Here is a 16,477-nt window from a genome sequence, read left to right as displayed (position 1 = left end):
CGCTTCGAGAGCTGGGTCGAGACGCAACTGGCGCCCGAACTTGAGCCCGGCGATGTCGTCATCCTCGACAATGTCGGGTTCCACAAGAGCGAGCGGGCCCACGAACTGGTGCGCCGACGCGGCGCATGGATGCTGTTCCTGCCGCCATACTCACCTGATCTCAACCCGATCGAAATGGCTTTCTCGAAGCTCAAGACGCTGCTGCGCAAGAAGGCGGCCAGAACCTTCGAGGCGCTCTGCCATGCGCTCGGCGACATCTGCGACCTCTTCGACCCCACTCAGTGCCGAAACTTCTTCAAAGCTGCTGGATATGAGGCCGATTAATCGCGACACGCTTTAGCGGTCTCAGCCGCGGCCGGTCGACGATGATGTTACCTCCATCACAAGGGAATAGGTGTCGCCAGTAGAAGTGGGCACAGAGATCATCGAAGGCTTTCTTTGCCTCGCTCTCGTCATTCTTCTGCATCAAAGCCATAGGAATTCGCCGATTGTCGATCGCCTGGACCGAAAATCGCAGGTTGGTATTCTCTCTCTCGGCAAGTCCGTATTCACGGTCTGGCGATCCTCTTGGCCCAACCCCATCATTTGCGGCAAGCGGCGGCGCTTTGCAAGCGTGACGGTAGGGTGTTCACGCTCCAATTCATTTGCCTCGACACGGCCTGTGGCAAAAGAGCTGCAGATAGACTTGTACCAAGCGGCTTCCGTCTCGCCGGTCGATAATCTGGGCGGCGTCTGCTGGCGCATCTGGCTGCCGACTTTTTTGCGCATCCGAAGCCACGCTCGGCTGAAGCCCAATACGCAGCCGGATGGCGCAACGCCTACTGATGGCTGTTTTGCGGCTTGTCGTGGGAGCCGTGCTGGCTGTTCGACCACCAGATAAAATACAGCGAACCGATCTTCATGACCGGCACGCGGCGCTCGCGTTCCCGTCCCCGCAATTCGCGATAGACTTTCATCTTCAGAGTGCCGCCCGGCAATTTGATACGCACTGCCATCGGTTCAATTCCCGCCGTGCAACGCAAGATTGATGTGCAATGCAGCAATTAGAGAACTTCCCTTGCGGAAGAGTCAACAGCCGATGGGCGAGATTTTCTGACTATTTCCGGAAGGATTTGAGCGCAGGCGCCCGATGAGGCTCAAGGCGTTGGCTTGGGCCGGTCAGGATCGTCGGGCGCACCCAGTTGGTCGTTCAAAGGAGGCCGACTGTTCGACCACCAGGTTAAATAGACCGAACCGATCTTGACGACAGGTACGCGGCGCTCGCGCTCGCGGGCGCGCAATTCACGATAAATCTTCATCTTCAAGGTGCCGCCCGGCAACCTGATACGCACTGCCATTGCTCCCAACCCCATTGTGCAACGCAGCAATAAGAGAGCTTCCGTTGCGGAAGAGTCAATGGCCGATCCTTGACTATTTCTGGGGGCTATTTCCGAAAGGAAGCCGGCGCGAACGTCAGTGCGGGGCGTGGTCAGGATCATCCGGTGCGCGGTCGTGTGCCCCGCGTTTTTTGATCGAGGACGGACGATCCGACATGCTGCTCGGCCACCAGACGATGAAGTAACTTCCGACCTGCCAGACCGGAACCTGGCGCTTTTGCTCGCGGCGGCGCAGCTCGTCTTTTTTCTTGATCTTAAGGGTTCCGCCCGGAAGCCTGATCCTGATTGTCACGTGCCCTCCCGCACCTTGTCTCCCACAAGGTACGAACGGTTCATGGGAGCAGTTTCATACCGGCCAAGCAATTTCGGTTCAGGCGGCGACACGTATGGAGCTGTTCTCAAATGCCCGACACCGTCACTTGAAGAAATCCGCCATGCCCTGGATGGCCAGGAACGCATAGAGGATCGGGCCGGCGACCAGACCGCTATAGAGACAGACGACCGCTGCCAGCGCCACAAGCAGGGTCTTGTCGCGGCCCACTGCGCGGAGTTCGGCCTTCACCGTCCAGCGCGCCGCGGCCGTTCCTTCGCCTTGCGACATGGGCAAATCCTCCCCTGTCATCCCCCTTGGTCTCATTTCACACAATCGCTCGCAAACATCAACCTGCCCGCGAGGGCGGAAAGGACAAGCATGGACACCATTTTCAAGGGCGCCGCCAGGCGCCTGGACGATCTCGATCTGCCGAGGCTTGGCGCCAGGATCGGCGTCGGCGAGGATGAGATCCACGCCTTTCTCGATGTCGAGACCGGCGGGCACGGCTTCGACGCCCAGGGCCGGCCGATCATCCTGTTCGAGCCGCATGTCTTCTTCCGCAACCTGTCGGGGGCGGCGCGGGCGCAAGCTGTCGCGGCTGGCCTTGCCTATCCCCGTTGGGGCGAAAAACCTTATCCCCGGGACAGCTACCCGCGCCTGAAAGCCGCCTGCGCGATCGACGAGACCGCGGCGCTCAGATCGGCGTCGTGGGGTCTCGGCCAGGTTCTCGGCGAAAATTTCAAGGCGGCCGGCTTCCTCACCGTGCAGGCCATGGTCGAAGCCATGATGGAGGACGAGGCGCTGCAGCTGGCGGCGGCGGTCAATTTCATCGCCGCGAACCGGCTCGACGACAAACTGCGCAATCACGATTGGGCAGGCTTTGCCAAGGGCTACAATGGCGCGTCCTACAGGAAGAACGCCTACGACACCCGGCTTGCCGACGCGTTCCGCAAGTGGTCGCGCATCAAGGACACGCCGTGGCAGCCCGTTGCCCCAGCGCAGCCTCCACAGCCAGCGCCTGTCCCGACCCCACAGGCTCCGCAACTGAACGGTCCCACGCCCTCGCTTCCGAAGGCAGAGCCGGGCAAGTCTACGGACCGGTCCGGACTCTGGGCCGCAGTCCTGGCCCCCTTGGTCGCCGCAATCCTCTCTTTGTTTCGAAAGGCCCCCTCTTTGTTTCGAAAGGCAAAACCATGAAGTGGTTCAATACGAATGCCGCACACAATCTGATCAATGTGCTGATCCTGCTGCTTACCAGTCTGGTCGGTTTCGACTGGACGATGTTCGGCATCGACGCCGCCCTAGCGCTCAAGGTCACCGGGGTGCTGAGCCTGCTCAAGATCCTGATGAATGTTGTCCGCGACGGCATCGCCGGCCTCGTCAGAAAACAGCCTGCAGTGGAGGGCAATTGAGATGTGGGTGCTCTCCATGCTGAGCGCGCTCGCCGACAACAAGACGATCATGGCGATCTTCGCCGCGCTGGCCGGCGACATCGGCCTCTACGTCGCCGGTGGCATCAGCCGGGCGAAGCAGGACGCGGCGAAACAGGCGGCGGAAAAACTCGCCGCCGCGCAGGATCGCCTCGAAATGGACCGCGAGGCGACCGATGCCGAACGCGCGGCGCGCGACCTTCCGGACGAAGCGGCGCGGCGGGAGGCAATGCGATGGGCAAGGCACTGATCCTCTGTCTATTGCTCGCCGGATGCACAACGCCGGTTTCGCCGGCGCGTCAGGTCTGGTGCGACCATAACGAGCCGCGCCGTCCGTCCGCGGTCGTCGTCGCCGCCATGACGCGGCCCGAGCTCGACGAAGTGAATGCCTACAATGGGAAGGGCGCCAGATGGTGCGGGTGGAGGCCATGATACACGAGCTCCTCGATACGCTCGGCATCAAGGCGCCGGTCGTGGTCGCCGGCCTTTCCGGCGGCATTTTGCGCGCCTTGTCGCGCCACCGCTACAAGGTCCGCGAGATGGTTGCGTCGCCGATCTGCGGCGCGCTGGCGGCAGCGTACCTGACGCTTCCGGTGGTGCAATATTTCCGTGCCACCGGCCTGTCTGTTCCGTCGGCCGACGATGACACCACGACGCTGGCCGCGGCGTTCCTCATCGGCGTGTCGGCGATGTGGATCTCGGACATCGTCTTCGAGGTGGTGGTGAAGCGGTTCAAGCCGGAGAAGGAGGAGTGAGCGCCTGTCTTATTGCACCGCCGTAACAGCCTTCCCGCGAGAGATGCCGCTCCGGTTGAAGGTTGCGGAACCACGAGCGAAGGTGCGCGTTAGGCACGACCCTCGTGAGGATACACCATGCCAGCTCGCCCGATAGCCTCGACAGCCGCAGCGATCCTGCTTGCGGCCACAAGCATGGCCCACGCCCGGCCGGATGCGCGCACCATGACATGCGAACAGACGCAGCAGCTGATCCAGAGCCGACGCGCGGTCGTCCTGACGACCGGCCGCAACACCTATGATCGATATGTCCGCCAATTCGGCAATGAGTGCGACTGGCCCGAGGTGCCGACCGCCGCCTATGTCTGGACGCGTGACGGTCAATGTCGGGTCCATCGATGCGAGGAACCGGTCTTCGATTTTCCGGACTGAGAGGCGGCCGGCGCCCGATTCAAGGATTTTCGCGCGAAGCCGAGGGATCCGATGCTCTAGAAGCCGAAGAATTGCCAGCCGACCAGATATCCAAGCGCGACGACCACCAGGGGAAACAAGGCCGGCGCCACCCGGCTGAGAGCGGAGCTCCGGGCCGGTTCCCTGGGGATGTTCCTGACGGCGTTTCCGAGGTCCTTGGTCATGATCCGCTATAGTAGCAATCGCTGATTAACGATTTCTCAACATGCCCCGCCCCGGAAACGGGGCGTTTTTTGCGTCTTCGACGTATGTCATCTCCGTTGCCGGCCAAAAAGCTATCGTCGGTCGAACAGGAGTAACGGAGCCAGTATGGATTCGGGGCGCGTTGCCGCATGCGGGAACCAATCGCGGCCCTCCTGCTTTGGCAAGGAGATGATCCTTCGCGGGAAGGAGCCCGACATGAGATCTTTTGTTTTCTTGCCAAGCACGTTGAGGATGGGCGTGCTGGGCGCACTGGCATTGGCGGCGCCGGTTGCCGCCCAGACGGACAACCAGGCACCCGACCAGGCGCCTACCCATTCCGGACCCTGCCAGGCCGAACCGCAGAACGGCCAGCAGCAGAAGCCGCCCGTCAACAACGGTGTCAGCAACAATAGCTTGACTGACACGCTTGACCCCTGCAACGGCGTGCTGCTGCCGCCTCCGACGGGCGATCAAGGTATGACCGCACTGCCTTCGGACGAAGGCAAGACGCCGGTGATCAAGCCCGGCGAGGTGCCGGCGCAGCCGCCGAAACAATAGGCTGGCCATTTGCCTGTCCCGCGCCTGACGGTGCCCGACGTCGGCCGGCTTTTTTCGCTGTCAGGCGGAACATTAGTATTTGCTAAATGTTTCTTCCGATGCAGTCGATATCATCCCCCCACCGGTATCGCTGCTGATCGGGAAATCCGATCGGCCCGCGTTCCTGCGACAGGAACGCGGGTCATTGCGATTGCTCGCCGCAACGCATCAGGCCTGCGATCAATTAGCCGCCACTGACGGAACAAGAAGGTTGCGTGGGCGTTTGCAATCTAGGCCCGCCGTTCCCGAGTGTGGAAGGCGGAGCCCGCAACCAGACAGGAGAAGACGATGAAAATCCACCTTGTTCCTGCCGCCGCCGGGCTGGTTCTGCTCGCCGGTGTCGGCGTGGCCACCGCAGACCAGGTGATTGTCACGCCCGAGCAGCAGACGGTCATCCGCGAATATGTGGACAGGCAGCCGCTGGCCTCGATCAGCCTTCTGGGTGTGGAGCTCAATGTCGGTTCCACATTGCCCGACACGGTTGAACTTCAGCCGATTCCCGACGTGGAATACAGATATGTGGTCGTCGACAATCACACCGTGCTGGTCGACCCCGGCACACGCAGGATCGTGCAGGTTATCGATTAACCTCACCCGCCGCTCTCTCTCGGGAAGACGCAAGGAGGGAGCGGCGGCTCGCCGGCGGGCCGCCGGCTGCTGATCGTCCTGTCGCGGGACGGAAAGGGGCCATTTCCATGTTGCCGCATGTCGAGTCAGCCAATGTGGCCGCATCTGTCGACAAATTGCTTGCTGAACGGGGCACTGCCCTGTTGTCGATGAAGGAACTGATTGCAGCGGTGCGTGAGCGAACTGGAACGGAGCGCTCGGACGCGGATCTGGCGGGGCTGATCACCAAGAAGGCAGCACTCCTCGGTGTCGCGGTTCTGTCCGACTAGGCTTCTGGCCGACTAGGCTGGGGCCGCTCAAGACGCCGATCGAAATTTCAGCTAAACAGTTGTCGCTCAAGGATTTGATGCGATGGAGGCGACAATGACGGACGACAGGCAGGAACGCATTCGTCGGCGGGCCCACACGATCTGGGAGCAAGCCGGTCGGCCCGACGGCGCGCATCAGCAGCATTGGGACCAGGCCACCGCCGAGATCGACAGTGAGGAGGGCAAGCCAAAAGCGAAGGCGGCTCAGCCGAAAAAGCCGGCGGCCGACAAGGCCAAGGATGGCAGGCCTAAGAACACCAAGCCAAAGGCTGCCCGGCCGCGCAAGGCTGCAGCGAGCTAGCATCACCGGGCAGTCTCCAGCACAAAATCGGCGATCAGCTTTATTGGCGATCAGCTATCTGAACAGCCGAACATATGGCGTTTCGGCCGCGGGACGAAACTCTGTCCGTGCCGCGGCCGAAAAGCAAAAGCGTGAATTTCCGAAGTTCGATCTCGGCTACTTGCCGCAATGGTTGTCGTTGACGGTCGGTGAAACCGTGCCAGGGGCCTTATTCGACGCATCAGGCATCGCGCCCTGCGGGCTTATAGGGCAGTTCTGATCGGCATTGGAATTCAAGCCGTCAGGCCCCATGATGCTACCGGTAGTTCCGTAATCGACAGCATTCGGATCGGCCAGGTTCGGATCGATCGGGGCCGGGTCGGTGACGACGCTTCTATCGCTGCCGGTACCCATGTCAGCGTCTGGGTCGCTGGCATTCTGGGCCATCGCAGAGGTGGCCAGACCGGCGGCGAGCACGGACGCTGCGAGGATTTTTGTAAGCATGGTTTGTCTCCATTTTTCGCTTGTCGCCGCATTTGCGACTATAGAAAAAACCGCTCGGAGTGGCGAAGGTTCCCATAAAATTCAAGACAGCAACGAACCATTGGTGATCAGCTGCGCCGCAAGTATCGTTCCTCTGTGCCTGATGCGCGAGTTCCTCGATCAGTGAGATCACCTGTCCGATCGTGGCTGAAGACGTCACGAATATCAAAAGATCATCAGACTTTTTCTTGACGCGCCATTCGCCGTCCAGGTGTAGAAAGTTATCGAAAATTTTCAATAAAAGTTTTTATCAACTATTTTGCAAATTTACACTATAATTTTAAGGAAGGATTCCTGAAAAGAAATCGGTAACTTTCCTTGTGTGCACTATGTAACGCGGCCGGCGATATTCCCGTCTGCTCGGTAAATACAGCAAGGAGAGTGTTATGACATTTACACTGAAAACAATCCCCGGCGCGCTGGTGAGCGGTGCAGTTATCTTCATGCTTTCAATGCCGGCGAATGCCGGCGGAATTAGCGTCGGCGCTGGTGCCTCCGTCGGCGGCGGCGGTGGCATCAACGCTGGACTGGGCGCCTCCGTCGGTGGCGGCGGTGGCATCAACGCTGGACTGGGCGCCTCTGTCGGTGGCGGCAGTGGCATCAATGCTGGCCTGGGGGCGTCGGTTGGCGGCAACGAGGGTATTAATGCTGGCGCCGGCGCATCGGTTGGCGGTTCGAGCGGCCTCACCGCTGGTGCCGGCGTCGGTGTTGGCAGCGGCATCAATGCCGGTCTCGGCATCGGTATCGGTGGAACCAGCCCAACCAGTCCGAGCAATCCGAGCAACCCGAATAATCCCGGCCTCCCCGGCGTCGTCGCCGACATGTCGAAGAGCCAGTTGATGAGGATGAAGAAGCGTTGCGTGGATGTACTCAGCAGCGAAGGGATCTACGATCGCGACCTGCGCCAGCTGTGCCTGCTGGTCGCGCGCCGCTAAGCCAGGTGCATCCGGAGCGCCAGATGCTACCGGAATGGAAGTGTCGAACCAGCCGTGAGGCTTCGTTTACACTCTCCTAGCCTACGGTTCGTCAAAAAAGCCCGCCACGCCGAGTGGCGGGCTTTTTGCGTTCTTGACGCAATCGTGCCGGCATGAGGGCTTGCCCGGCGAGGGGATGCCGGGGAACGCAATAAGCGTACTAGCCACGAGCCGTTGACATGACTGCCGCGCCACGATATTGAACAGGATTATACAGGTATACTGAACAGGTATTCCATGGCGCGCCGCACCAATCTATCGTCTCCCGGAACGGGCAAGCCGGAGCGGATCGCAACCGTCCTCGAACACGAGATCCGCTCCGGCGTGCTCGGTTTCGGCGACCGCCTGCAGAGCGAGAACGCGCTCGTCCAACGCTTTTCCGTCAGCCGCAACACCATCCGTAAGGGTCTCGAAGAACTGTCGAGCCGCGGACTGATCACCACCAGGGTCGGCATCGGTTCGTTCGTCACCTTCGATGGCATGCCGGTCGACGACGCGGTCGGCTGGTCGCGGGCGCTGGCCAACGCCGGCGCGAATGCCGACACGCGCACGCTCAGGCTCGAAGTCATGCAGGATGCCGATCTCGCTGTCAGGCTCGGCGTTGAAAGTCCGTTCTTCATCGCCGTTGACCGTGTCCGCACCAACGCTGAAGACGGCCATGCCATCTCGATCGAGCGCAGCCGGTTGCCGCTATCGCCCGAACTGGAGGATGTGCCGTTGCGCGGCCTGCGCGAGGGCTCGCTGCACCAGACGTTGCGTGGGGCGGGGCTGGTCCCCGATCACGGCGAGGAATGGGTCGATATCGAGATGCTGAGCGCCGAGGACGCGGCCATTCTCGACTGTTCGCCTGGCGCACCGTTCCTGCGCACGCGGCGGTTGACGCGGGCCGCCGACGGTCGCGCCATCGAGTATGTCGCCAGCCTGCTCAATCCGGCGCATTTCGCCCTTCATCTGGAGTTCTGACCCATGCCGGACATGGCTTTGGCCGAGACGATCGACCGGGCGATGGGCGCGTTCATCGGCGGTGCGCTGGGCGATGCGCTCGGCATGCCAACGCAGTTGCTGTCGCCAGCACGCATCGCCGAGCTCTATGGCCATGTCGAGGATTTCGTTGCGCCCGTCGCCGACCATCCGGTGTCGAAAGGGCTGCCGGCCGGCACCATTACCGACGACACCGAACAGGCGCTGCTGCTTGGCCGTATCCTCGTTGTTTCAGGCGATGGCTTCGATCACACGGGCTGGGTAAACGCGCTGCTCGACTGGGAGCGCGAGGTCAAGGCGCGCGGCAGCTACGATCTGCTCGGACCATCGACCAAGCGCGCCATCGACGCCATCAATGACGGCGTGCCGGCCGAGGAAGCGGGGAGCGGCGGCGACACCAATGGTGCGGCGATGCGCATCGCGCCGGTCGGCATCATGATGCCTCTGGAGCCGCTCGACGCACTGGTCGCCAAGGTTGCGGAAACTTGCCGCGCGACGCACAACACCTCGATCGCCATTGCCTCGGCTGCAGCCGTTGCCGCCGCCGTCAGCTGCGGCGTTGTCGGCGGCGACTGGCGTGCGGCCTCGGATCGTGCGGTCGCGGCTGCGAAGCGCGGCGCGGCACTCGGCCATTGGATCACCGGGGGCGACATCGCCGCGCGCATCGACTGGGCGAGGGGCCTCGTTCGCGGCAAGGCTGTCGCCGATGGAATCCGGCTGATCGTCGACCTGATCGGCACCGGCGTTGCCTGCCAGGAATCGGTTCCCGCGGCCTTCGCGGTGCTGGAAATCGCAGGCGGCGATCCCTGGCAGGCGGCCATCATCAGCGCCAATCTCGGCGGCGACACCGATACGATCGGCGCTATCGCCGCCGGCATGGCCGGCGCCTGCACGGGTTTTTCCCGATTGCCACAGGAGCACATCGCCCGACTCAAAGGCATCGACATTGTGCAGGTGCGCGCGCTCGCCGCCGACCTGGTCGCGGCGCGGATGGCGAAAAGCAGTTCAGGCAAGGACGCGGCGGCATGAGCGGGCGTCTCGTCCATGTCGGCAGCGCGGTGGTGGACTATGTCTACCGCATCGACGCCTTGCCAGCGCCCGGCACGGAGAAGACGGCATCGAGTTTTGCCCAGGTTGCCGGCGGCGGCTTCAATATGATGGTCGCGGCCAGCCGAACCGGCATGAAGGTCGTGTTCGGCGGCCAGCTCGGCAGCGGACCCAATGGCGATTTCCTGCGCGCTGCCTTCGCTGCCGAAGGCATCGAAACGCTGACGCCGCCATCCCCGGTGATGGACAGCGGCAATTGCGTCGCGCTGATCAGCAGAGATGCGGAACGCACTTTCGTGTCGTGGCCGGGCGCGGAAGGCGTGCTCACCCGCGCCCTGATGGCGCCGGTGTCGGTCGAGCCGGGGGATTGGGTATTCACCTCCGGCTACACGCTGAGCTATCCCGGCAGCCGTGATGCGCTCACCGACTGGATCGAGACGCTGCCGGCTGAAACGCCCTTCGTCTTCGACCCGACCCCGATAATATCAGACATTCCACGTGGCATCCTTTCCCGCGTGCTCGCTTGTACAACCTGGCTGAGCTGCAACGCAACGGAAGCGGCCGAGATCGCTTGTCCTGGCGATATCGAAGCTGTCGCGGCAAGGCTTCTGGCCGACCACTGTCCGAAGGCGATTGGCGTGGTCGTCCGCGCCGGTGCAAAAGGCTGCTTCTTGCGGCTGGCTGACGGCACCGCGCAGTCCGTGTCCGGCTTCAAGGTCGAGGCAATAGACACCAACGGCGCCGGCGACACGCATATCGGCGCCTTCGTCAGCGCGCTGTCTCGCGGTGTGCAGCCTTTCGAGGCAGCGCGCTACGCCAATGCGGCGGCGGCGCTCTCGGTCACCCGCCATGGCGGGTCGTCGGCGCCAACCGATCAGGAGATCCAGACATTCCTCAGCCATGGCGATCGGTCGACGACCGCGCATGGCCGGAAGCAAGAGGCCCGTTTCTGACAGCCTGAATGACGTAACAAGCCCGCCAACCGGGCAGACAATGAGAGGAACGAACATGCGCATGCCCAAACCGACTGCTTTTCTGACGTCAATCGCCGTCTTCGCTTCTGCACTGACGCTGGCTGCCAAGGCCGACGAGGTGCATGTGCTCAACTGGAAGGGCTACGGCGCCGACGAGCCGTGGGCCGTCGCCGCCTTCGAGAAGGCGACCGGCAACAAAGTCGTCAATGACTTCTTCAATTCCGAACAGGAAATGCTGACCAAGCTCAGGACCAATCCCGGCCTCTACGACGTCGTCATGATCAACGCCGCCTTCAACGACCAGGCGATGGCGGAAAAACTGATCCAGCCGATCGATGTTTCCAAGATTCCCAACTATGCCGATATCAGCCCGGACAAGGCGGGCTCGCCGATGCTCGCCCGTGACGGCAAGGTCAATGGCGTGCCATGGGTGTGGGGCCTTACGGCGCTCGCCATCAACGAGAAGTCCTTCGAGACGCCGCCGACCAGCATCGCCGAAATGTGGAACGAAGCCCATAAGGGCCGCGTGGTCATTCGCGACGACGCTGTCGAAGCGGTTCAGTTCGGAGCCATCGCCACCGGCCAGAACATCAACGACATCAAGGACATGGAGGCGGTCAAGGCGAAATTGACCTCGCTCATGCCGCAGATCAAGACATTCTGGAGCTCGGAGAACGACTGGAACCAGATGGTTGCCTCCAACCAGATCGACATCGGCACCTACTGGAGCGGCTCGGCCGATCGCGCCAAGACGCATTTCAAGCTGCCGGTCTCGCTGGTCATCCCGCAGGAAGGTGCCGTCGCCTGGCTCGACGCCTTTTCCATTCCGGTCGGGTCCAAGAACGTCGCCGGCGCCGAGGCCTTCATCAACTATATGATCGACCCTGGCTTCTATGTCGAATGGGTCACCAAGGTTGGCGCGCCGGTGTCGGCCAACACCAAGGCGGTGGAAGCGCTTCCCGAAGACGCTTTCAACCGCAAGGTGATGGGCGATCCTGATGTCGCCAAGCGCATCCAGTTCCAGGCGCCGATCACCGACGCGCAGCGCGAGGCCTATTTGGCGCTGTGGCAGGAGTTGAAGGTCAACGTGAAGTAACGGCAGGCTTTCGGGGAGGAGCGGCGTATGGCCGGACAGGTCGCTGTCGGTTCGAGGAGCGGATTGCGATCGGCTTTGCCTTTGCTCCTGCCCGCCTATCTCTGGCTGACGGTGGCGATCTTTCTGCCGCTGTCGGCCATGGTGTTCTTCTCGTTCATGACGGATCTGCCGCTGTCGGGGAAGGCGTGGTCGTTCACGCTAGACAACTACATGACCTTCTTCTCGCAAGGGCTGTATCCGACGCTGCTGCTGGCGTCGCTCAGGCTCGGGCTCGAAGTGACGCTGTGGTGTGTCGTCATCGGCTATCCCGCGGCCTATGTGCTGGCCAAGGTGCTGAAGGGGCGCAGCCGCGAGGCAATCTTCCTGCTCGTCATCCTGCCGTTCTGGTCGAACGGGCTGGTGCGCATCTTCTCGTGGGCGATGGTGCTTCGCGAAGGCGGCATTCTCGACACGGCGCTCAACGCCGCGCTGCCGTTCGAGATCAACATCGACCTTATGTATTCCTATCCAGCCGTCATCATCGGGCTGGTCCATTCCTACGTGCCCTACATGGTGCTGACCTGTTATCTCACACTTCAGGCGATCGACGATTCGCTGATCGAGGCCGGGCGCTCGCTTGGCGCCTCGCGGCTGCAAATGCTGAAACGGGTGATCGTCCCGCTGGCCATGCCCGGATTGGTGGCCGGCGCCGCACTCATTTTCGTGCCTGTTGTTGGCTCCTTCATGGAACCGCGCATCCTCGGCGGCCGTACCGGTACTTTTTACGGTACGATCATCGAGGACCAGTTCGTCGCCGTCTTCAACTGGCCGCTCGGCGCGGCACTCTCCTTCATCCTGCTGGCCGTCGTGCTGGTTATGCTGGCGCTGGCATCGCCGGTGCTGAAGAGGGCTGCGTGATGGCGACGACGCGTATCCTGGAATGGCTTGGCCGTGTCTACGTCTGGCTGCTGCTCGCCTTCCTCTATCTCCCGATCATCATCATGGCGCTGATGTCGTTCAACGTCTCGCCCTTCTACCAATTGCCGTTCGAATGGACGACGGAGTGGTATGCCTCGCTGTGGCAGAACGACCAGTTGATCTCGGCAACTTGGAACAGCATCAAGATTGCGGTCATCACCACCGTGATTTGCACGGTGCTTGGCTCGGCGGCATCTCTGGCGCTCTACCGCTATGAATTTCGCGGCAAGAAATTCCTGCAGGCACTGTTGTTTCCGCCGATCGCCATTCCGTGGCTGATCACCGGCACGGCGATGCTGATCTTCTTCTTCGGTGTCGGCATCGGGCGGGGGCTGTTTGCAATCCTGCTCGGCCATGTGGCGTTGGCGCTGCCCTATGTCATCGTCGTCGTCTCGGCCCGGCTGCAGACCTTTGCGCCGGAACTGGAAGAGGCGGCGCGCTCGCTCGGCGCCACCCAGTGGCAGGTGACTTCGCGCGTGACGCTGCCCTGGATCATGCCGGGCGTCATCGCCGGCGGCTTGTTTGCCTTTGCCGTGTCGTTCGACCAGTTCGTGGTCTCCTACTTCCTGTCGACGCCGGGCCAGACGACGTTGCCGGTCGAAATCTACGCCGCGATCCGCAAGGGTTTCACGCCCGAGATCAACGCGGTCTCGACGATCATCATCGTCGTCTCCATGGCGCTGATGCTGCTTACGGCGCGCTTCTTCAAATTCGGCGGAGAGAAATAATGGCCGGCGTGCAGGTATCGAACGTGTCGCGCAGTTTTGGAGCGCACAAGGCGCTGGACGACGTCTCCATCGATTTCGCCGATGGCGGCTTCTACGCGCTGCTTGGCCCGTCCGGTAGCGGCAAGACCACGCTCTTGCGACAGATCGCCGGCTTCGATTTTCCCGACTCCGGCCGCATTGCGATCGGCGGCGAGAGCGTCGAGCGGGTGCCGGTCGAAAAGCGGCGCATCGGCATGGTGTTCCAGAACTACGCGCTGTTTCCCAATATGAGCGTTGCCGACAATGTCGCCTTCGGCCTGTCGGTGCGTGGCGAAGCCAAGGCGGTGATTGCCGCCGAGGTACAGCGCGCGCTCGACCTCGTGCAGCTCGGCAAGCTCGGCAGCCGGAGACCGCACCAACTGTCCGGCGGTCAGCGCCAACGCGTCGCGCTGGCGCGCGCCATCGTCACCAAGCCGCGCGTGCTTTTGCTCGACGAGCCATTGGGCGCGCTCGACAAGGCGCTGCGCGTCGACATGCAGATCGAGTTGAAACGCATCCAGCGCGAGATCGGCATCACCACCATCTTCGTCACCCACGACCAGGAAGAGGCGCTGACGATGAGCGACCGCATCGGCATCTTGCGCGACGGTCGGCTGGTGCAGGAGGGGCCGCCGGAGGAGATCTACGACAGCCCGAAGAGCGAGTTCGCTGCGACCTTCCTCGGCGATGCCAACATATTGCGCGGCGACACCACCGGCACCGGCATCCGACTGCCCGACGGCACGGCGATCGCCGCAGGGGCTGGCGCGACGCTCGCAGCCGGCGCCAAGGCGAGCTGCGCCGTGCGGCCCGAACGGATCCGCATCGCCACCAATGCCGGAAGCGCGGACCAGACCAATGGCAATATGCTGCGTGGCCAGGTTTCCAAGCGCATCTTCGCCGGCAACAACAGCACCTATTTCGTCGAACGCGACGGCCAGACGCTCAAGGTCATCGTGCAGAACACCGGCATCGAGCGGCTGGCGGAGGGGCAGGATGTGATGCTCAGCTGGTCGCCGGAGAGCACGGTGTTGATCGCGGCGAACTAAGCTGAAAAGTTGGCGATCCTCCCACTCCCTCTGTCGGGCATAGTGGGGCACCGGAGCATGCCGATGACGCTGGAATTGATGGCCGATGACCAGTCGATGCTGCAGGGCGAGCAAGGCCCGGCCGTGACCGCCGCCATGAAGATACTGGTCGCCTTTTCCAACGCGATCGGGGCGCGGAAGCTGCTGGATATTGCTGGAGCCCATATCGATGGCTGCCTCTATCACGGCAAGGCTGGCCTTGATTTCGTTGAGCGGCTTGTCGAGGGCGGAGGGCGGGTCAAGGTGCCGACAACTCTCAATGTCGGCTCGTTCGATCTCATCCATCCCGGCATGATGAAGATGCCGCCGTCGCAAGAGGCGCCGGCGCGCCGGCTGATGAAGGCGCATCTGGAACTCGGCTGCCAGGCGACCTTCACCTGCGCGCCCTATCAGACGCGGTTCCGGCCACGTTTCGGCCAGCAGATTGCGTGGGGGGAATCCAATGCCATCGTCTTTGCCAATTCGGTGATCGGGGCACGGACCAACCGCTATGGCGATTTCATCGATTTGTGCTGCGCGATGACCGGACGCGCGCCGGCATGGGGCCTGCACTTGAGCGAAAACCGGCGCGGCCAGGTTCTGTTCGAGTTGGTCGATCCTGACCCGGAACCGCGCGATGCCCTGTTCGTCGGCGTCGGGCTGATCATCGGGCAAGCGAGTGGCGATCGCATCCCCGTGATCTCGGGCCTGCCAAGACCGCGCGATGAGGATCAGTTGAAAGCGCTTGGCGCCGCAGCGGCGACGACCGGCGCTGTGGCGCTATTCCATGCGGGTGGCATCACGCCGGAAGCGAACACGCTCGAAGAGGCGTTTCATGGCATGGCGCCAGAGGAGGTAATCCGCATCACGCGTGCCGACCTCGACGATGCGCTGACCAGGTTATCGAGCGTAGCCGACGGTGCGCCTTTGGCGGCCGTGTCACTGGGCACGCCGCATTTCTCGCATGACGAATGGATGCGGCTGTTGCCATTGCTGCGAAAGGTCGCGCCGGGCAGGGGCATTCCGATCTACGTCAACACCGGGCGCGCGACGCTGACGCGTTTGCAGGATGAGGGGGTGCTGGCCGGCATGGAGGTGTTCGGGCTTATTCCAGTCGCCGACACCTGCACCTACGTCACCGCGATCCTCGAGCGGCTCGACGGCGTGGTGATGACCAATTCCGGCAAATGGGCGCATTATGCGCCCGGCAATATCGGCGTCTCGGTGGCCTTCGGCGACATGACAGACTGCATCCGTTCCGCCGCGGCCGGCCATGTCGTGCGGGGTGCGCGATGAGTGAGCAAGACAGGCGAGCCCGGGACAGAATTGGCATTTTCCAACTTGCCGGCGAGGCGCAAGGCTCGGCGCTTGTGCTTTCGCAAGCGCTCAGTTTCTGGGGCGGTGTCGATGCCGAGACCGGCGATATCATCGACCATTCGCTTGCCGAGCTGGGCGGCAATGTCGCCGGCCAGATCCTGGTCATGGCGAGCGGGCGAGGCTCGTCGTCGTCCTCGTCGGTTCTTGCCGAGGCGATCCGCAAGGGCACGGCGCCAGCCGGTATCATCCTGGAGCGGCCGGATCCGATCCTTGCCGTCGGCGCCATCGTCGCCGAATTCCTCTACGACATCAGCATGCCGCTGGTCGTCTGCGACATATCAGGCATTGTCTCCGGCGACCGGATCGCGATCGGCGTCGGCGAGGGTGCGCAAGCGATAGTGAGCCTGACCTAAGTATTTGTTTTTACGCATGATCTTGTCCGAAAAGTCTGCAACT

27 protein-coding genes are annotated in these 16,477 nt (G+C 62.4%); 21 read left to right on the top strand and 6 right to left on the bottom strand.

What is annotated here, in order from left to right; genetic code table 11:
* On the top strand, positions 1–324 hold a 324-nt coding region (locus tag IQ26_RS18020), incomplete at its 5' end, for a transposase (RefSeq protein WP_145719659.1).
* Between the two features lie 494 nt (positions 325–818).
* Here the strand turns inward: IQ26_RS18020 and IQ26_RS39740 are convergent.
* The 4 genes from IQ26_RS39740 to IQ26_RS18005 all read right to left on the bottom strand — a co-directional run bounded on the left by IQ26_RS39740 (position 819) and on the right by IQ26_RS18005 (position 1,977).
* A complete protein-coding gene (locus IQ26_RS39740; protein ID WP_167522694.1) occupies positions 819–995 on the bottom strand; it encodes a hypothetical protein in 177 nt (58 codons plus the stop codon).
* A gap of 141 nt (positions 996–1,136) precedes the next feature.
* Positions 1,137–1,337: a hypothetical protein gene (locus IQ26_RS18015; protein WP_145719657.1), complete on the bottom strand. Its 201-nt coding sequence runs from the start codon at positions 1,335–1,337 to the stop codon at positions 1,137–1,139.
* 115 nt (positions 1,338–1,452) lie between these two features.
* Positions 1,453–1,668 (bottom strand): hypothetical protein, encoded by a 216-nt coding sequence (locus IQ26_RS18010; RefSeq protein ID WP_145719655.1) that lies wholly within the window; start codon positions 1,666–1,668, stop codon positions 1,453–1,455.
* A 123-nt stretch (positions 1,669–1,791) separates the two neighbouring features.
* Positions 1,792–1,977, bottom strand: coding sequence for a hypothetical protein (locus IQ26_RS18005; protein ID WP_145719653.1), 186 nt, complete (start codon positions 1,975–1,977; stop codon positions 1,792–1,794).
* Between the two features lie 90 nt (positions 1,978–2,067).
* Here IQ26_RS18005 and IQ26_RS18000 point away from each other — a divergent pair, with 90 nt between their 5' ends.
* The 6 genes from IQ26_RS18000 (at position 2,068) to IQ26_RS17975 (ending at position 4,285) form a co-directional block, all read left to right on the top strand.
* The gene (locus tag IQ26_RS18000; RefSeq protein ID WP_145719651.1) at positions 2,068–2,886 is read left to right on the top strand and encodes an N-acetylmuramidase family protein; all 819 of its coding nucleotides are present in this window, start codon (positions 2,068–2,070) and stop codon (positions 2,884–2,886) included.
* Complete coding sequence (locus IQ26_RS17995; protein ID WP_145719649.1) at positions 2,883–3,101, top strand: hypothetical protein; 219 nt, start codon at positions 2,883–2,885, stop codon at positions 3,099–3,101. The genes IQ26_RS18000 and IQ26_RS17995 overlap by 4 nt, the downstream gene beginning before the upstream one ends.
* 1 nt (position 3,102) lies before the next feature.
* Positions 3,103–3,369, top strand: coding sequence for a hypothetical protein (locus IQ26_RS17990; RefSeq protein WP_145719647.1), 267 nt, complete (start codon positions 3,103–3,105; stop codon positions 3,367–3,369).
* Positions 3,354–3,551: a hypothetical protein gene (locus IQ26_RS17985; protein ID WP_145719646.1), complete on the top strand. Its 198-nt coding sequence runs from the start codon at positions 3,354–3,356 to the stop codon at positions 3,549–3,551. The genes IQ26_RS17990 and IQ26_RS17985 overlap by 16 nt, the downstream gene beginning before the upstream one ends.
* On the top strand, positions 3,530–3,874 hold the full coding sequence (locus IQ26_RS17980; RefSeq protein WP_162457999.1) for a hypothetical protein: 345 nt from the start codon (positions 3,530–3,532) through the stop codon (positions 3,872–3,874). The genes IQ26_RS17985 and IQ26_RS17980 overlap by 22 nt, the downstream gene beginning before the upstream one ends.
* A 117-nt stretch (positions 3,875–3,991) precedes the next feature.
* Positions 3,992–4,285, top strand: a complete 294-nt coding sequence (locus tag IQ26_RS17975) for a hypothetical protein (RefSeq protein WP_145719644.1) — start codon at positions 3,992–3,994, stop codon at positions 4,283–4,285.
* Between the two features lie 56 nt (positions 4,286–4,341).
* Here the strand turns inward: IQ26_RS17975 and IQ26_RS39735 are convergent, their stop codons facing one another.
* Positions 4,342–4,488: a hypothetical protein gene (locus IQ26_RS39735; protein ID WP_167522693.1), complete on the bottom strand. Its 147-nt coding sequence runs from the start codon at positions 4,486–4,488 to the stop codon at positions 4,342–4,344.
* 235 nt (positions 4,489–4,723) lie between these two features.
* Here IQ26_RS39735 and IQ26_RS17970 point away from each other — a divergent pair, with 235 nt between their 5' ends.
* From IQ26_RS17970 to IQ26_RS17955, 4 genes are all read left to right on the top strand, one after another.
* Complete coding sequence (locus IQ26_RS17970) at positions 4,724–5,065, top strand: hypothetical protein (protein ID WP_145719642.1); 342 nt, start codon at positions 4,724–4,726, stop codon at positions 5,063–5,065.
* 327 nt (positions 5,066–5,392) lie between these two features.
* Positions 5,393–5,692, top strand: coding sequence for a DUF1236 domain-containing protein (locus IQ26_RS17965; protein WP_145719640.1), 300 nt, complete (start codon positions 5,393–5,395; stop codon positions 5,690–5,692).
* 107 nt (positions 5,693–5,799) lie between these two features.
* Positions 5,800–6,000, top strand: coding sequence for a hypothetical protein (locus IQ26_RS17960; RefSeq protein ID WP_126043069.1), 201 nt, complete (start codon positions 5,800–5,802; stop codon positions 5,998–6,000).
* A 94-nt stretch (positions 6,001–6,094) separates the two neighbouring features.
* Positions 6,095–6,340, top strand: coding sequence for a DUF2934 domain-containing protein (locus IQ26_RS17955; protein ID WP_145719638.1), 246 nt, complete (start codon positions 6,095–6,097; stop codon positions 6,338–6,340).
* 156 nt (positions 6,341–6,496) lie between these two features.
* On the opposite strand, the gene IQ26_RS17950 is transcribed toward IQ26_RS17955, so the two are convergent.
* Positions 6,497–6,823, bottom strand: coding sequence for a hypothetical protein (locus IQ26_RS17950; protein ID WP_145719636.1), 327 nt, complete (start codon positions 6,821–6,823; stop codon positions 6,497–6,499).
* A 425-nt stretch (positions 6,824–7,248) separates the two neighbouring features.
* Between IQ26_RS17950 and IQ26_RS17945 the strand changes: the two genes are divergently transcribed.
* The 10 genes from IQ26_RS17945 (at position 7,249) to IQ26_RS17900 (ending at position 16,434) form a co-directional block, all read left to right on the top strand.
* Positions 7,249–7,797, top strand: a complete 549-nt coding sequence (locus tag IQ26_RS17945) for a hypothetical protein (protein ID WP_145719634.1) — start codon at positions 7,249–7,251, stop codon at positions 7,795–7,797.
* 276 nt (positions 7,798–8,073) lie between these two features.
* A complete protein-coding gene (locus tag IQ26_RS17940; RefSeq protein WP_145719632.1) occupies positions 8,074–8,799 on the top strand; it encodes a GntR family transcriptional regulator in 726 nt (241 codons plus the stop codon).
* Positions 8,800–8,802: 3 nt separating this feature from the next.
* The gene (locus tag IQ26_RS17935) at positions 8,803–9,846 is read left to right on the top strand and encodes an ADP-ribosylglycohydrolase family protein (RefSeq protein WP_145719630.1); all 1,044 of its coding nucleotides are present in this window, start codon (positions 8,803–8,805) and stop codon (positions 9,844–9,846) included.
* Positions 9,843–10,817, top strand: coding sequence for a PfkB family carbohydrate kinase (locus IQ26_RS17930; protein WP_145719628.1), 975 nt, complete (start codon positions 9,843–9,845; stop codon positions 10,815–10,817). Before IQ26_RS17935 ends, IQ26_RS17930 begins: the two co-directional genes overlap by 4 nt.
* Positions 10,818–10,872: 55 nt before the next feature.
* Positions 10,873–11,934 carry an ABC transporter substrate-binding protein gene (locus IQ26_RS17925; protein ID WP_145719626.1) on the top strand — a complete coding sequence of 354 codons (1,062 nt, stop codon included), beginning with the start codon at positions 10,873–10,875 and terminating at the stop codon, positions 11,932–11,934.
* A gap of 27 nt (positions 11,935–11,961) precedes the next feature.
* A complete protein-coding gene (locus IQ26_RS17920) occupies positions 11,962–12,831 on the top strand; it encodes an ABC transporter permease (protein WP_145719624.1) in 870 nt (289 codons plus the stop codon).
* Complete coding sequence (locus tag IQ26_RS17915; protein WP_145719622.1) at positions 12,831–13,619, top strand: ABC transporter permease; 789 nt, start codon at positions 12,831–12,833, stop codon at positions 13,617–13,619. The genes IQ26_RS17920 and IQ26_RS17915 overlap by 1 nt, the downstream gene beginning before the upstream one ends.
* Positions 13,619–14,686 (top strand): ABC transporter ATP-binding protein, encoded by a 1,068-nt coding sequence (locus tag IQ26_RS17910; protein WP_145719620.1) that lies wholly within the window; start codon positions 13,619–13,621, stop codon positions 14,684–14,686. The genes IQ26_RS17915 and IQ26_RS17910 overlap by 1 nt, the downstream gene beginning before the upstream one ends.
* A gap of 63 nt (positions 14,687–14,749) precedes the next feature.
* Positions 14,750–16,000, top strand: a complete 1,251-nt coding sequence (locus IQ26_RS17905; RefSeq protein WP_145719618.1) for an aconitase X — start codon at positions 14,750–14,752, stop codon at positions 15,998–16,000.
* Positions 15,997–16,434, top strand: a complete 438-nt coding sequence (locus IQ26_RS17900) for an aconitase X swivel domain-containing protein (RefSeq protein WP_145719616.1) — start codon at positions 15,997–15,999, stop codon at positions 16,432–16,434. Before IQ26_RS17905 ends, IQ26_RS17900 begins: the two co-directional genes overlap by 4 nt.
* The last annotated feature ends 43 nt before the right edge of the window (positions 16,435–16,477 follow it).

The sequence above is a fragment of the Mesorhizobium tianshanense genome (genome assembly GCF_007830515.1).
Lineage (GTDB): Bacteria > Pseudomonadota > Alphaproteobacteria > Rhizobiales > Rhizobiaceae > Mesorhizobium > Mesorhizobium tianshanense.
This window is presented reverse-complemented; position numbering and strand designations above follow the sequence as displayed.

What these genes read in the sequence shown, in the direction of transcription:
- IQ26_RS17970 (WP_145719642.1), top strand. Translation starts at nt 4,724, where the DNA reads ATGAGATCTTTTGTTTTCTTGCCAAGCACGTTGAGGATGGGCGTGCTG.
- IQ26_RS17945 (WP_145719634.1), top strand. Translation starts at nt 7,249, where the DNA reads ATGACATTTACACTGAAAACAATCCCCGGCGCGCTGGTGAGCGGTGCA.
- IQ26_RS17980 (WP_162457999.1), top strand. Translation starts at nt 3,530, where the DNA reads ATGGTGCGGGTGGAGGCCATGATACACGAGCTCCTCGATACGCTCGGC.
- IQ26_RS17915 (WP_145719622.1), top strand. Translation starts at nt 12,831, where the DNA reads ATGGCGACGACGCGTATCCTGGAATGGCTTGGCCGTGTCTACGTCTGG.
- IQ26_RS17985 (WP_145719646.1), top strand. Translation starts at nt 3,354, where the DNA reads ATGGGCAAGGCACTGATCCTCTGTCTATTGCTCGCCGGATGCACAACG.
- IQ26_RS17950 (WP_145719636.1), bottom strand. Translation starts at nt 6,823, where the DNA reads ATGCTTACAAAAATCCTCGCAGCGTCCGTGCTCGCCGCCGGTCTGGCC.
- IQ26_RS39740 (WP_167522694.1), bottom strand. Translation starts at nt 995, where the DNA reads ATGGCAGTGCGTATCAAATTGCCGGGCGGCACTCTGAAGATGAAAGTC.
- IQ26_RS17990 (WP_145719647.1), top strand. Translation starts at nt 3,103, where the DNA reads ATGTGGGTGCTCTCCATGCTGAGCGCGCTCGCCGACAACAAGACGATC.
- IQ26_RS39735 (WP_167522693.1), bottom strand. Translation starts at nt 4,488, where the DNA reads ATGACCAAGGACCTCGGAAACGCCGTCAGGAACATCCCCAGGGAACCG.
- IQ26_RS18000 (WP_145719651.1), top strand. Translation starts at nt 2,068, where the DNA reads ATGGACACCATTTTCAAGGGCGCCGCCAGGCGCCTGGACGATCTCGAT.
- IQ26_RS17905 (WP_145719618.1), top strand. Translation starts at nt 14,750, where the DNA reads ATGACGCTGGAATTGATGGCCGATGACCAGTCGATGCTGCAGGGCGAG.
- IQ26_RS17920 (WP_145719624.1), top strand. Translation starts at nt 11,962, where the DNA reads ATGGCCGGACAGGTCGCTGTCGGTTCGAGGAGCGGATTGCGATCGGCT.
- IQ26_RS18005 (WP_145719653.1), bottom strand. Translation starts at nt 1,977, where the DNA reads ATGTCGCAAGGCGAAGGAACGGCCGCGGCGCGCTGGACGGTGAAGGCC.
- IQ26_RS17955 (WP_145719638.1), top strand. Translation starts at nt 6,095, where the DNA reads ATGACGGACGACAGGCAGGAACGCATTCGTCGGCGGGCCCACACGATC.
- IQ26_RS17925 (WP_145719626.1), top strand. Translation starts at nt 10,873, where the DNA reads ATGCGCATGCCCAAACCGACTGCTTTTCTGACGTCAATCGCCGTCTTC.
- IQ26_RS17940 (WP_145719632.1), top strand. Translation starts at nt 8,074, where the DNA reads ATGGCGCGCCGCACCAATCTATCGTCTCCCGGAACGGGCAAGCCGGAG.
- IQ26_RS17935 (WP_145719630.1), top strand. Translation starts at nt 8,803, where the DNA reads ATGCCGGACATGGCTTTGGCCGAGACGATCGACCGGGCGATGGGCGCG.
- IQ26_RS17960 (WP_126043069.1), top strand. Translation starts at nt 5,800, where the DNA reads ATGTTGCCGCATGTCGAGTCAGCCAATGTGGCCGCATCTGTCGACAAA.
- IQ26_RS18015 (WP_145719657.1), bottom strand. Translation starts at nt 1,337, where the DNA reads ATGGCAGTGCGTATCAGGTTGCCGGGCGGCACCTTGAAGATGAAGATT.
- IQ26_RS17965 (WP_145719640.1), top strand. Translation starts at nt 5,393, where the DNA reads ATGAAAATCCACCTTGTTCCTGCCGCCGCCGGGCTGGTTCTGCTCGCC.
- IQ26_RS17910 (WP_145719620.1), top strand. Translation starts at nt 13,619, where the DNA reads ATGGCCGGCGTGCAGGTATCGAACGTGTCGCGCAGTTTTGGAGCGCAC.
- IQ26_RS17975 (WP_145719644.1), top strand. Translation starts at nt 3,992, where the DNA reads ATGCCAGCTCGCCCGATAGCCTCGACAGCCGCAGCGATCCTGCTTGCG.
- IQ26_RS17995 (WP_145719649.1), top strand. Translation starts at nt 2,883, where the DNA reads ATGAAGTGGTTCAATACGAATGCCGCACACAATCTGATCAATGTGCTG.
- IQ26_RS17900 (WP_145719616.1), top strand. Translation starts at nt 15,997, where the DNA reads ATGAGTGAGCAAGACAGGCGAGCCCGGGACAGAATTGGCATTTTCCAA.
- IQ26_RS17930 (WP_145719628.1), top strand. Translation starts at nt 9,843, where the DNA reads ATGAGCGGGCGTCTCGTCCATGTCGGCAGCGCGGTGGTGGACTATGTC.